Origin of the sequence: Vibrio sp. J1-1, from assembly GCF_021728395.1 — a bacterium.
Classification (GTDB): Bacteria; Pseudomonadota; Gammaproteobacteria; order Enterobacterales; family Vibrionaceae; genus Vibrio.
Genome location: NZ_JAKKCM010000001.1, coordinates 285486 through 299109, shown reverse-complemented (window position 1 = coordinate 299109; position 13624 = coordinate 285486). Strand labels below are relative to the sequence as shown.

General features: G+C 42.8%; 12 protein-coding genes. 8 read left to right on the top strand and 4 right to left on the bottom strand.

Translation table 11 applies throughout. The features are described from left to right. Positions 1 to 500 precede the first annotated feature (500 nt). The 5 genes from L3V31_RS01310 (at position 501) to tdh (ending at position 7715) form a co-directional block, all read left to right on the top strand. Positions 501 to 1919 carry an aminotransferase class V-fold PLP-dependent enzyme gene (locus tag L3V31_RS01310; protein WP_237314044.1) on the top strand — a complete coding sequence of 473 codons (1419 nt, stop codon included), beginning with the start codon at positions 501 to 503 and terminating at the stop codon, positions 1917 to 1919. A 60-nt stretch (positions 1920 to 1979) separates the two neighbouring features. After that, positions 1980 to 2909, top strand: a complete 930-nt coding sequence (locus L3V31_RS01305; protein ID WP_237314043.1) for a transporter substrate-binding domain-containing protein — start codon at positions 1980 to 1982, stop codon at positions 2907 to 2909. Then, on the top strand, positions 2909 to 5233 hold the full coding sequence (locus L3V31_RS01300; protein ID WP_237314041.1) for an EAL domain-containing protein: 2325 nt from the start codon (positions 2909 to 2911) through the stop codon (positions 5231 to 5233). Before L3V31_RS01305 ends, L3V31_RS01300 begins: the two co-directional genes overlap by 1 nt. A 212-nt stretch (positions 5234 to 5445) precedes the next feature. Further along, positions 5446 to 6639, top strand: a complete 1194-nt coding sequence (locus L3V31_RS01295; protein WP_237314039.1) for a glycine C-acetyltransferase — start codon at positions 5446 to 5448, stop codon at positions 6637 to 6639. A 44-nt stretch (positions 6640 to 6683) separates the two neighbouring features. Further along, positions 6684 to 7715, top strand: a complete 1032-nt coding sequence (gene tdh / locus L3V31_RS01290; protein ID WP_237314037.1) for an L-threonine 3-dehydrogenase — start codon at positions 6684 to 6686, stop codon at positions 7713 to 7715. Between the two features lie 43 nt (positions 7716 to 7758). Here tdh and L3V31_RS01285 read toward each other — a convergent pair whose 3' ends face one another. Beyond that, positions 7759 to 7959 (bottom strand): hypothetical protein, encoded by a 201-nt coding sequence (locus L3V31_RS01285; RefSeq protein ID WP_237314035.1) that lies wholly within the window; start codon positions 7957 to 7959, stop codon positions 7759 to 7761. A 666-nt stretch (positions 7960 to 8625) separates the two neighbouring features. On the opposite strand from L3V31_RS01285, the gene L3V31_RS01280 reads away from it, so the two are divergent. Further along, entirely contained in the window at positions 8626 to 8829 is a 204-nt protein-coding gene (locus L3V31_RS01280; RefSeq protein WP_237314033.1) for a cold-shock protein, read from the top strand. 90 nt (positions 8830 to 8919) lie between these two features. Here the strand turns inward: L3V31_RS01280 and L3V31_RS01275 are convergent, their stop codons facing one another. Further along, on the bottom strand, positions 8920 to 9357 hold the full coding sequence (locus tag L3V31_RS01275) for a DUF3859 domain-containing protein (RefSeq protein WP_237314031.1): 438 nt from the start codon (positions 9355 to 9357) through the stop codon (positions 8920 to 8922). A gap of 368 nt (positions 9358 to 9725) precedes the next feature. Between L3V31_RS01275 and L3V31_RS01270 the strand changes: the two genes are divergently transcribed. Beyond that, positions 9726 to 10445: a carbonic anhydrase gene (locus L3V31_RS01270; RefSeq protein ID WP_237314030.1), complete on the top strand. Its 720-nt coding sequence runs from the start codon at positions 9726 to 9728 to the stop codon at positions 10443 to 10445. 65 nt (positions 10446 to 10510) lie between these two features. Here the strand turns inward: L3V31_RS01270 and L3V31_RS01265 are convergent, their stop codons facing one another. Continuing rightward, positions 10511 to 11614: a mechanosensitive ion channel family protein gene (locus L3V31_RS01265; RefSeq protein ID WP_237314028.1), complete on the bottom strand. Its 1104-nt coding sequence runs from the start codon at positions 11612 to 11614 to the stop codon at positions 10511 to 10513. A 227-nt stretch (positions 11615 to 11841) separates the two neighbouring features. Here L3V31_RS01265 and L3V31_RS01260 point away from each other — a divergent pair, with 227 nt between their 5' ends. After that, positions 11842 to 12189, top strand: a complete 348-nt coding sequence (locus L3V31_RS01260; RefSeq protein ID WP_237314027.1) for a helix-turn-helix transcriptional regulator — start codon at positions 11842 to 11844, stop codon at positions 12187 to 12189. Positions 12190 to 12315: 126 nt separating this feature from the next. On the opposite strand, the gene lldD is transcribed toward L3V31_RS01260, so the two are convergent. Next, positions 12316 to 13458 (bottom strand): FMN-dependent L-lactate dehydrogenase LldD, encoded by a 1143-nt coding sequence (gene lldD, locus L3V31_RS01255; RefSeq protein WP_237314025.1) that lies wholly within the window; start codon positions 13456 to 13458, stop codon positions 12316 to 12318. Between the last annotated feature and the right edge of the window lie 166 nt (positions 13459 to 13624).

Here is a 13624-nt window from a genome sequence, read left to right as displayed (position 1 = left end):
TTCAAACGTCGAGTTTCATAAAGAGTGGCGTTTTGTTTCATACTCTTCCAACAACTTTTCGTGTGAACTCAAGATAGATCTCAAGCCGTACCGTCTAACTCCCGGCTTTAATAAAACGTAGCACATCAGACATATTTGACATAAGAATCGCCGTGATGAGCATAGAGTCAATGGCAAAGTTGTTTGAAACCATGAAGAAAAACAGAAATGTTGAGCTCAATGAGAATGATCGAATCTGTTTTAAATGAACGAATAAATTAAATTTTTACTACTAAAGTGCTCTAATTTAACTACTATTTTATTATGAATTCAGATGAATATAAATGATGGCTGATTGTTGATTGTGTCATCATTTTGTTAGAAAAATGGAACAAAGATCACTTAATAGCGCTGAAAAAAATTAAACTTTGGTTTGAATAAGTAATAATGGTTTAGTAACAAATAGTTACGTGTGTTTAATTAACAATATGATGGCTAATTTCGACAAGGAATGAAAAAAGATGAGCAACAAGGAACCTACGCAGACTGATCGCAGCCGCCGTAATTTTCTCAAAGGAGCAACGGGCGCCGTTGTTGCTGGTGTGAGTGCTTCTGCCTTCTCAGGCATAGCACAAGCGGGTGAGCAGAAAATTAACTGGGGCAGCCAAGGTCTAGGTAGTAAAAACGATAGACAATTTTGGCGTAAAGTACAAAAGCAGTTCGTTTTAGACAAGAAAACCACGTATATGAACATCGGTACGACTGGTTCTATGCCGAAGCATGTACTAGAAAACTACGCAGATAATAACAAGCTGGTCGCAGAATACCCATGGGATATGCAAGGCAAGTTTGGTTCTTGGCCACAAGTTACCAATATGGCTGAGGAAATTGCTGCGGGCTTTGGTGCTGATGCGGAAGAAATCATTCTTAGTCGCAATACTACCGATGGTTTATGTACCATCATCAACGGCCTGCACTTCGAAAAGGGTGACGTTATCCTAACAACGCACCATGAGCATGTGGCGGCCCTTTCTCCTCTTAGCGTAGCAAAAGAGCGCTTTAATGCTGAGGTGGTTGAGATCCAATTACCTGTGTTTACTGGTACTGAAGAGGTATCGGAAGAAGATTACGTTGAAGCATTCCGTACAGCGATTGAATCTAATGGGAATGTGCGACTTATCGTTTTCTCTCACATCACTTACAAAACAGGTACGGCTTTACCTGCCAAAGCGATTTGCGAGCTCGCGAAAGAGTACCGAATCCCTACAATGATCGACGGTGCTCACACCATTGGAATGTTAAACCTCGACTTCCATGATCTAGACTGTGACTTTTATGCAGGTTCTGGCCATAAATGGCAGTGTGGTGCGGGTGCGACTGGTATTTTATATGTGCGTAAAGGTGAAAATAGTCTTGGCGAACGTCTGAATGAATATTGGCAACGTGAGAATCCACTATGGTTGATTAACTCATCACTGTCTCACGCTGATTACTTAGGTAAACAGATCCAGCTTCAGTACGTTGGTAACGATAACTTCCCTGCGAAACAGGCGTTAACTGACAGCTGTAAAATGTGGGATGAGATTGGCCGAGATCGAATTGAAGAGCGTGTGCTTGCTTTAGGTAGTCTGTGTAAAGAGTTACTTGCTAAGGCTTTACCACAAGCAAAAATCTTCTCGCCAAACGTAGAGGGTCTAACCAGTGGTCTCACGACGTTCAACCCATTTTTTGATAATGTGACGAACGGCGACATTCTCACTGAGTTTAGAGATCGCTTACGTGAGGAGTATGGCTACATCATTCGTACAACAAATTTCAAGTTGTATAAAGATGATCTAGATGACACGTATGCTCTTCGTATCTCTACACACTTGTTCCATGATGAGCAAGATGTAGAAGGGTTAGTCCAAGCGATTACAGACTTGTATTACTCATTCTAAGGTTGTTGTTTATCACGTAAGCGTCCAGTTTTGGGCGCTTTGTGAAAAAGGTTAAGCACTATGTCAGTCAAGATACTTAAACGAACTATAGCTGCGATGGGGATACTCACGGCTACGGTTATGTCTTCTTCAGTTTGGTCAAGTGATCTTCAAGAGATCCACGAGAGGGGAGTCCTACGCCATATCGGTGTTCCTTACGCCAATTTTGTTTCTTACATCGAACAAGGTGAAATGGAAACGCTTACAGGTTTTGATGTAGACATAGTAAAAGGTTTCGCTCAGTCCTTGGGGGTGCGTTATGAATACGTGCCTGCTCAGTGGAGTAATATGATCGGAAAGCTTGTTGGTCAGCATGTTTATTACCAAGATAAACGAGCTGTTTTAGGAGAAACGACACCCATTGAAGGCGATTTGATTGCTAATGGGGTGACCATTCTCGACTGGAGAACGGAGGTTATTGATTTTTCTCAGGATTACTTCCCTTCTGGCGTTTGGTTAGTATCCAGAACGGATTCATCGCTCTCCCCAATTAAGCCTACTGGCTCTATTGATGAAGACATCGATATAGTGAAAAAGCTGATTGAAGGTCGAGAGGTATTGGCTTTGGAGCACTCTTGTCTTGATCCCAACCTTTATGACTTATACGACACTGGAGCAAAAGTGATTCTTCCGGATGGTCACCGCCTTCTTAACGAGATGGTGCCAGCAATTATGAAGAATGATGCTGAAAGTACTTTATTAGATGTTGCTGACACACTCATCGCACTTGAAAAGTGGCCTGGTGAAATAAAAGTCATTGGTCCAATATCAGAAAATCAAAAGATGGCTGTAGCATTCCGAAAAAATTCGCCAGAATTACGCGAAGCCTTTGACCGCTATTTGGACTCTATTAAGCAAGATGGAACGTACGAAAAGTTAGTGAAAAAATATTATCCATCGATCTACTACTTTTATAATGATTACTTCATAGAAGAAAGTAAGAAAAATTAATGAAAAAGGCTATTAAAAAAATATCCAGTAGGAAAATAATAACAATAAGCGCAATATTAGTGTCTGTTTATTTGGCGATGCTTATTGTTGTTACAAGTCTTGGCCAAAATAAATTAAAAGAGTCACAATATAGAGAGCTAGACTTAAAAGTAAAAAGTTATGCAAGTACACTTGATAATTTATTTACGATTGCAAGTGAAGATATTGATAATTTATCCGGTGATAAGACCGTTCAAACATTTTTTGCCAACTTGGCGTCTGGCATGTCCATTGAGTATGGTTTAGGTGCGAGTCTTATTAACCTCAAACATCGTTTTGATAGTAAAATAGCCAGTAAGAAAATAAATAACAGCAATATTTATAATAAGTTAACGCTGGTGGGAGGTGATGGAACGATTATCGTCTCCACAGATCCTCATAATTTACACTCGGTTGATGTCCATAAACTCTCGATAGATCATAATCATACAGAGGAAGTCTACGCATCTGATGACGGGAATGGCACACTCATTCAAGTTGTCAAAAAAGTACAGTTTTCAGGTAAACAAGTTGCTTTTATTGTTGCAGATATCAATACAAGTGTAGTGATTGAGCAATTAACCAACCAAGAACACGAAGATAGCTACAGTCGAATGGTTCTCAGTGTTAAAAACGTTGAGATGGTTGTGTGGGATTCTATAACAAAGAATACTACCGATCCTCAATACGATCGTTCAGTAGAACCCAAAGAGCTGACAAGTAAAATATATTTTGAAGTACCAGTTGAACGCTATCACTTTAAATTGAGAGCTTGGTTTGAACCTTTAAGTGAAAGTGATGTTCTTACCTCTCGCTTATTTATTATTGGTTTGAGTATTCTTGCCGTAATGATTGTTAGCGGTCTTTGTTATGCTTTCATTGCGAATAATAATAGAATTGAATTAAAGATAAAGCTTGAAGAAGAGAAAAAGCGTAAGGATATTCTTTCTAAACAAAACCAAAAGCTTACCAATGAAATAGAGCGTCGTATCGCCTCAGAAAAAGAGCTCGAGTTCCAAGCGAAATATGACACATTAACTAATTTACCAAATCGTAGTTATGGTTCAGAGCGATTGGCGTTGGAATTGATCCGGGCTTCTCGCAGTGGTTCTAAAGTGCTGGTTATGTTTATCGATTTAGATCATTTTAAACAGATCAACGACTCCATGGGACACTTTGTTGGTGATGAAATCCTTAAGCTAAGTGCGCTACGCCTACATGGCGTTACGAGAAAAACGGATTTACTGGCCAGAATAGGTGGTGACGAATTTTTATTAGTTGTGCCTGACTTGCCGGATGATGATACGGCTAAACGTGTCGCCTCTAGTGTGCTTACTGCATTCGACGAGCCGTTGGTGTGGAACAACCATGAGTTTTTCCTGACCAGCAGTATTGGGATGTCAGTGTTCCCTGATGATGGGGAAACTGCGGAGCAGTTGCTGGCAAGTGCTGATATGGCAATGTATCGAGTCAAACAAGATGGCCGAGATGCTTTCTGCTTCTATGACCAGAACATGAACCAAGATTTGCAACGCTACCTTGATTTAGAAAGCCGATTGCGCCATGCGATTTCGAATCAGTCATTGGAATTGTATTATCAGCCTATCGTTGAGTTGAAAACAGGCAAGATTGTTGGTGCAGAAGCACTAATGCGCTGGAATGATGAAAAATACGGATTTGTGAACCCTGAAGAGTTTATCTCCATCGCTGAGAAAAATGGATTGATTCACCAAGTGGGTGAGTTTGCTATTCAACAAGCATGTCAGCGAGCAGCGCAATGGCAATCGATTACTCCTTTATTTATGTCGGTCAACTTCTCTAGTGTTCAGTTTCGTTATTGTGACAAATTACTTGATCTGATTACCCAAAACTTAAGTGAGTCGGGACTCCCAGCAGATAAATTTGATGTCGAAGTGACAGAAAGTTTGCTGTTCAACCATGACCAAGAACTATTGGACATGCTGAATAACTTGCGTGCATTAGGAACTCAACTGACCATTGATGATTTTGGAACGGGGTATTCGGCACTGAGTTACTTGCAGAAGTTCCCATTTGACCGTCTGAAAATCGATCGAGCATTCATGCAAAACGTGTTTGAAAATGAATCAGACCAAGAGCTGGTTAATGTGATTGTTGCGATGGCGAAAGCACTGAATCTAAAAATTGTTGCTGAAGGTATAGAAGAACGTCGACATGTCGATTATCTAAATAACTTAAACTGTGAGTTTGGGCAAGGTTTCTACTATAGCCGTCCAGTACCCGCAAAAGAGTTTGAAGCCTTACTCAAACAACCAAACTGGTTATAAATCCTTTTAATACAATATAATAGCTAAGCATTGATGAAATTTGTGCCTCAAATTCATCAATGCTTTTCCACCTTTAGGGATAATCCCTCTTCCTACTTTGAATTACACTACAATTAATTGATAAGTGATCGCCGGTGACGCCCGTCACATAAAGGCTAAACCAAATTCAAAACGAGTGAAAACTCGCCAACGTAATCAAGAAGGAATTGCGAATGTCTTCTGCATTTTACCAACAGATTCAACAGCAAATTGAAGAAGTGAAGGCTGAAGGCCTTTACAAAGCAGAGCGAATTATTACGTCGCAACAGCAAGCTGCTGTGAAAATCTCAACCGGTGAAGAAGTACTGAACTTCTGTGCAAATAACTACTTAGGCCTTGCTAACCACCCTGCACTGATTGAAGCAGGCAAAGCTGGCATGGACGAGCATGGTTTTGGTATGGCGTCAGTACGCTTTATTTGTGGTACTCAAGACATCCACAAGGAGCTAGAGCAGAAACTGTCTAAGTTCCTAGGTAAAGAAGACACCATTCTTTACACCTCTTGCTTTGACGCAAACGCAGGTCTGTTTGAAACCATTCTTGGCAAAGAAGATGCCATCATTTCGGATGCGTTAAACCATGCGTCTATCATTGATGGTGTTCGCCTATGTAAAGCAATGCGCTTCCGTTACTCAAACAACAACATGGAAGAGCTAGAGCAACAATTGATTGCGGCAAAAGAAGCAGGTGCTCGCCACATTCTTATCGTTACTGATGGCGTATTTTCTATGGATGGTGTAGTTGCAAACTTACCAGCTATCTGTGACCTAGCAGAAAAATACGGCGCATTGACCATGGTTGATGACTCTCACGCTGTTGGCTTTATGGGTAAAACTGGTGCAGGTACGCACGAGTACCACAACGTCGTTGACCGTATCGACATCATCACAGGTACGCTTGGTAAAGCAATGGGCGGCGCTTCAGGCGGCTACACATCAGGTAAAGCAGAAGTGATCGACTGGTTGCGCCAGCGTTCTCGTCCGTACCTATTCTCAAACTCAGTTGCACCAGCAATCGTAAATGCCTCTATCCGAGTTCTGGATCTACTAGAAGAAAGTGAAGACCTACGTGACCGTCTATGGGAAAACGCAGCGCATTTCCGTGCTCGTATGGAAGCTGCTGGCTTCACTATGGGCGGTGCCGATCACGCAATCATCCCAATTATGCTTGGCGATGCGAAAGTAGCGGCTGAGTTTGCTGAGCGCGCACTAGAAAAAGGCATCTACGTAATCGGCTTCTCATTCCCTGTCGTACCAAAAGGCCAGGCGCGTATCCGCACTCAAATGTCAGCGGCGCACTCTCGTGAGCAATTGGATCGTGCGATTGATGCGTTCATCCAAGTTGGTAAGGACATGGGCATTATTTAAGGCTTTTAGGTGCTAATGTTTAGCACCATAGTTTAGGTTACATTATGAAAATTAAAGCATTATCAAAGCTAAAGCCTGAAGAAGGCATCTGGATGACAGAGGTGGAAAAACCTCAGGTTGGCCACAACGATATTCTGATCAAAATTAAGAAAACGGCGATCTGTGGTACAGACGTTCATATCTACAACTGGGATGAATGGTCACAAAAAACCATTCCAGTACCTATGGTTGTGGGCCACGAGTACGTGGGTGAAGTTGTAGCGATTGGTCAGGAAGTTCGTGGCTTTGAAATTGGCGATCGCGTATCTGGTGAAGGCCACATTACTTGTGGTCACTGCCGTAACTGTCGTGGTGGTCGTACACACCTTTGTCGTAATACGATTGGTGTAGGTGTAAACCGTGAAGGTGCATTTGCAGAATATCTGGTTATCCCAGCGTTCAATGCATTTAAGATTCCAGATGAGATCTCTGACGATCTAGCATCGATTTTCGACCCGTTTGGTAACGCTGTACATACCGCACTTTCTTTCGACCTAGTAGGTGAAGATGTGCTGATCACGGGTGCTGGCCCAATCGGTATCATGGCAGCTGCAGTTGCAAAACACGTTGGTGCACGTCACGTCGTCATCACAGATGTCAACGAATACCGTCTGGATCTCGCTCGTAAGATGGGCGTAACACGCGCAGTAAACGTAGCAGAAGAGAAGTTAGAAGATGTAATGGCAGAGTTGAACATGACAGAAGGCTTCGACGTAGGCCTAGAAATGTCGGGCAACCCTGCAGCATTCAACTCAATGCTAACAACCATGAACCACGGTGGCCGCATTGCACTATTGGGTATTCCACCATCAGATATGGGGATCGACTGGAACCAAGTGATCTTCAAAGGTCTGGTTATCAAAGGTATCTACGGACGTGAGATGTTCGAAACTTGGTACAAGATGGCAAGCTTGATTCAATCTGGCCTAGATCTGTCGCCAATCATCACGCACCATTACAAGATTGATGACTTCCAAGCAGGCTTCGACGTCATGCGTAGTGGGCAGTCTGGCAAAGTTATCCTTGATTGGGAATAATCTTTCTAATTAATAAAAGCGCTCCGCAAGGGGCGCTTTTTGTTTATACCCAATACGTTTCTTCTAGCTCTTTTTGAGTTTTATCCAGCAACACCATTAGCCTATCTGCATCTTTATATTGGCCCTTAATGATGGCTTGCCGTAACTCAACTTGAATAACCTTTAATTTATCTAAGCAAACTGGGTTTTTCATTAAGCGGCGTAAACTTTCCGCCTGATCCGTACATATGCGTTCATTGCTCATCTAAGCTTCCCCCTCGATGGAGTACGATGTCTCTATGAGTTCGGTGAGAAAAAACTTCTGCAGAACAATTTACACACTCGTATTTTAAGTATTTTTTTCGAACCACTTTCTCAATGAAAGTCCGGTGTATTCGATTAAACACCGAACTTTTTTTACAAGAAGGGCACATCCCATAAAGTTGCATATAAATTAGCCTACTGACGAACTGACAAAATTTACTCATACCTGCTTGGGTATGAAACTTAGTTATATGCATTAGATTAATCTGTGCTGGGAGTCTTTAGTGTGATTCTCGCCGCATAATCAAACGTTAAATAATCTGTAGGGGCTAATATTGAAACGTATATGTAGGAGTATGATCTCTGTTGTGGGAATTGATTAATATTGACATTCGTGTGGGGCTCGCCCAACCGGTGCAAGTGTTTCTTAGCTGATACTCATCCTAATATTTATGGTGGATATCTGCTTTTACCAAAGTGAGCTTAAATTTTTTCAGCAATTTTCTTGTCTATTGCCCATACTAAGTTAATGGTTGCTTGTGGTTTTATTTGCAATTAATCAATTGGCCTATTTTAGCGCTAATAAAAACTTTAAAACAAAACGGCTCTTGCGATGGTGATAGCAAGGTAAGTCATTCATAGTTCACCAAAAATGAAGATCGAGAATATGAGTACAGGAATAGTTAAGTGGTTCAATGGGGATAAAGGATTTGGTTTCATTACTCCAGATGATGGCAGCAAAGATTTATTTGTGCATCACTCGGAAATTAACATGAGTGGGTATAAATCGTTGAATGATGGTCAGAAAGTAGAATATGAAGTAGGGCAAGGGCAAAAAGGTCCGTGTGCGACTAACGTTAAGCCTATATAAACTAAGCGATAATACATAGTTTGCTCAGCAAGCAGACTCATTAAGTGTCTCTATGAGTCTGCTTTTAGTGGTTTTTAAGCATAAGTCAGTTTAAAAACCTCGGCTTTTCCAGAACTGACCTGCGTCACGAGCGATGACTTTGAACGTTTTCTCGGCGACTGTCTTACCTTGCATTTCCAGCATCATTCGCCATTCACCCAAGTTACTTTCTAGTCCATTAATCGGGCACAGCAGCTGGATTGTATCTCCCAGATAAAAGTGCCAGTCATTACTCCGGACATACACTTCACCATCAAAAGGCGCGAGTATTTTTCCTTTCTTGTTGATGATGCCCGGATGATAGATGCAAAACTGTAACAGTTGCCCTTTCGCTTTTTTAATATTGACGGTAAAGCCAAACTCAACCCCTTCATCGGCGGTTACTGTTTGGGTGAACTCTTTAATTTGGGGCAACTCTTTGGCTTTTGCATCCCAGTGGGAGTATATCCCATAGGACGTCATTTCTATCACTGGAGTACGTTTTGCCACTTACTGGTTCTCGCTAATAAATTATGCCGCGATTTTAGCAAATACCGTTATGGCTTGAAACAACGCCAGTCCCCCAATAAATCCGTGCAAGTATTGACTCGATTATTTATGGCATATTAGTTCCAGATCCACCCTTCGTTAGTTATCCAAGTTTTTATACGATTGATGAATTCCAAGAGGGCTTCGAAGCTTGGTTTTTTGTGACTTTCTGTGAACCTGCCGTGGGTGAGATAACTGTCAATTACATAGCGAGAGGCCTTGCTCCCAAAATTTTTTTGCAATCATAGTTTTCAGACTATTCCGACTGGATCTTCTGAGATTAGTATAGCGAGGTTTAAATACTTCACTTGATGGAATAAGGTAACATTATGAATAAGTCACTCGCAGCGCTAGGTTTATCATTGGCATTGATTGGTTCTGCCCATGCTGCAAATTGGGGATATGAGGGGAACCATGGTCCTGAACATTGGGGAGAGTTTGCTTCTGAATGTGCACAGGGTAAAAACCAGAGCCCGATTAATATACAGTCTGCGGTTCAGGCTGAGTTGGCCAAGCTGGAATTAGATTACAAAGGTAAAGCTATTTCGCTGACGAACAATGGCCATACGCTACAAACGAGTTTAGAAGGGGATAACAACCTGCTTGTTGACGGAAAGTCATTTAATCTAAAACAATTTCACTTCCATACCCCGTCAGAAAACCATGTAGATGGAAAATCCTACCCGTTAGAGGCGCACTATGTTCATGCTGATGACCAAGGGAACCTCGCGGTTGTTGCGGTATTCTTCGAGAAGGGTGATGCTAACCCTGCACTAGCAAACTTGCTTGAGAGCGTGCCTGAAAAAGATAACAACGTTACGATTCGTGCGCCATTTGATGCGAGAGCGCTTATCCCGAGTGACAAAGACTATTATCGATTCAATGGCTCTTTAACGACGCCACCGTGTTCAGAAGGTGTACGTTGGTTAGTGATTAAAGAGCCGCAAACTATCTCAGCTGAGCAAATCAAAAAGTTTGAAAAAGCCATGGGTGAGAACAATCGTCCGGTTCAAGCATTGAATGCGCGTCTGATTCTGACCAAGCAATAATGCCTGCTACACTATAATGTAAAAGCCCATTTCATTAATCGAGTGGGCTTTGTATTGTTGGCTTGTTACAAATCGTTGTCATCTTGTCTCGTTGCGTTGGCCATTTGAATGGGGTCCAACTTGAGTGTTTGAGTCGGGAACGCAATGTCTGCATTGTGTTCTTTGATAATAGAGACAACTTGCAGTAAAACATCCTGTTTCACCTCGTGGTAGCGCACCCAGTTGACTGTTTTCGTGAAGGTGTAAATAAAGAAGTTTAACGACGATGGGCCAAAAGAATCAAAGTTCACAATCAGCGTTTGGCGTGCATCGATGTCTTTGTGTGTCTTCAGCATCTCTTTCACTGCGGTGATGATCTCCGGCACTTTTTCAGCATCATCATAGCGAAGGCCAATTTTTTCATAGATACGTCGATTGAGCATTCGAGAGGGGTTTTCTACCACAATACTACTGAAAACCGAGTTTGGTACGTACAGTGGGCGTCTATCAAATGTGCGAATAATCGTCATGCGCCAGCCGATACGTTCAACAGTGCCTTCAATCTCTCTGTCTGGCGAGCGGACCCAGTCCCCGACCTTAAATGGACGGTCGAAATAGATCATCAAACCACCAAAGAAGTTAGACAGCAAATCTTTAGCCGCTAAACCCACAATCAAGCCACCGACACCACCAAAGGTGAGTAGGCCTGACAAAGAGAGACCAAACGCCTGCATGATCGTGAGAATACCCAGTGTCGCGAAGAACAAGCGAGCCACTTTTGCGATAGCCTGTACCGTCGTCTCGTCGCGCTTCTGATGTTCGAGTACGTATTCTTCGACATTGGTGATTAACCTCATTAAGGTCCAGACCAATATACTGATGACCAAAATGAGCTTGAGCGTGCTCAGCCAGTCTATCTTGTCGTTTAGCTCGCTTTCTAAAATAATGCCGAGTGATACGGTTGCAGGCCAACACCAAATGAGTGTACTCACGGGGGCTTTTAGTGCCTGTAGCAGCATGTCATCCCAATGGAATTGCGTTTTTTCAACCAAAATGGCCAGACGGGAGCGAATCAACCGCCAGGCTACCCAGGCTACAAAGCTGGCAAGTGTGATGAAAAGGACGCTTCCGCTCCAATCCTGACTATGTGTTTGAACATAATTTTGTAGGTCGATAAACCACTGTGACATAAGTAACTTTATTTCGAATGAGTCTTGGTCAGAAAGGTAGCAGATATTAAACGCTCACCCCAGAAATTTAACAAAGATTGTATAGAACCCGCGTTGTGGTCAGTAAAATTGGGTAACATTACCTTACAGGACTTGAACGTTTAATTATAAGTTCTTTGACTTATCGCTAACATTAAGCGGCAGCAAGTGTGAGAGGGTATCGCCACTTAAAATTAGCGGAGGCAGATATGGAATTTACAGAGCAGGATAGAAGTGCGCTCTATAACACTTGGATGTCACAAAAAGCCAAAATGCACATTACCCAAATGGATATGGCGAAACGCCTTGGGCTTAGTTTGCATGAATTTTCTGGCTTGTTACGTGGTAGTTCACCCCTGACATTGGGTTTTGTAAAACAGCTATGCGAGCAGCTACATGTACGTCCTAGTCAAGTGATTCCGACTTTAAATGAGCGAGAAATGTCTGCTATAGGTTCTGTACATCTGCAAAGCCGAGTAACGGTGGATGGCGATATCAGTAACGTGTTTATCGACGGCAACCAAGTGGTGATCGAATACGTCCATCAAGTTAGCTAGATTTCGTCGTCGCGGTCTTAATCACTATTAAGACGACGCTTTGACTATCGACGATGTTCTACAGCCCCTAGCTAATTCACAATAAAAAACGAGCCTTTGATGGCTCGTTTTTTGTCGTATATGGCTTTAGTTTGGAATTTTTACCAGAGAGTCTTGTGACAGATCGGCAATTGTTTTTGCACCTGTTAACGTCATCGCTACGCGCATTTCTTTGTCGTACAGGTCAAGCAGGTTTTCTACACCAGTACCACCTTGCGCTGCCAATGCGTAAACAAAAGAACGTCCCAGTAGCGTGCAGTCTGCGCCAAGAGCCAGCATGCGAACCACATCCAATCCAGTACGAATACCAGAGTCAGCAAAAATCTTAAGGTCGCCTTTAACCGCGTCAGCGATACTTGGCAGAGCTTTAGCGGTAGAGAGAACACCGTCTAGCTGACGACCGCCGTGGTTGGATACCACAATACCATCCGCACCAAAGCGTACTGCGTCTTTTGCGTCTTCTTCATCCAGAATACCTTTGATCACCATTGGGCCATCCCAAAAGTCACGAATCCATTCTAGATCTTTCCAAGAAATTGAAGGATCAAAGTTTGCACCTAGCCAACCAATGTAATCTTCTAACTTAGTTGGTTCACCACGGTAAGTTGAGATATTACCTAAATCATGAGGTTTACCCAGCATACCTACATCCAGTGCCCAGCTTGGGTGGCGCATCGCCTGAAATACACGGCGCATTGCAGCATTAGGACCACTCATACCGGAGTGCATGTCGCGGTAGCGGGCACCGGGTACTGGCATATCAACCGTGAAGACCAGAGTCGTCACGCCTGCCGCTTTTGCGCGCTCAAGAACGTTTTTCATAAAGCCACGATCTTTTAGCACGTATAGTTGGAACCACATTGGGCGTTCAATGGCTGGAGCGACTTCTTCAATCGGACAAACGGAAACGGTAGACATGGTGAATGGAATGCCTTTTTTCTCAGCTGCCTTTGCTGCCTGAACTTCGCCGCGGCGTGCGTACATGCCTGTCAAACCAACAGGGGCAAGTGCGATAGGCATGGCGAGCTTCTCACCAAAGATCTCGGTTTCTAGGCTTAAATCAGCCATGTCACGCAGGACGCGCTGACGAAGAGAGACATCACCTAAATCGTCAGTATTGCGCTTCAGGGTACGTTCATCGTAAGAGCCGCCATCAATATAGTGGAATAAAAATGGAGGTAGCTTGGCTTTAGCGGCTGCGCGGTAATCGGTAGAAGCAGATATAATCATAATGGTGTCCTAGCGTTTATTCTAAGCAAGTTGTGGAGCGTTGTTTCTCATCGCTACTGAGTAGCTGACGACATCAGAATAAGGGTTAACAAAGAAGTACGACTATCAGATAGAGTAATTCTAGTAACCAATTTACATAATTGATTAAACAATCCGTGTTAAATCA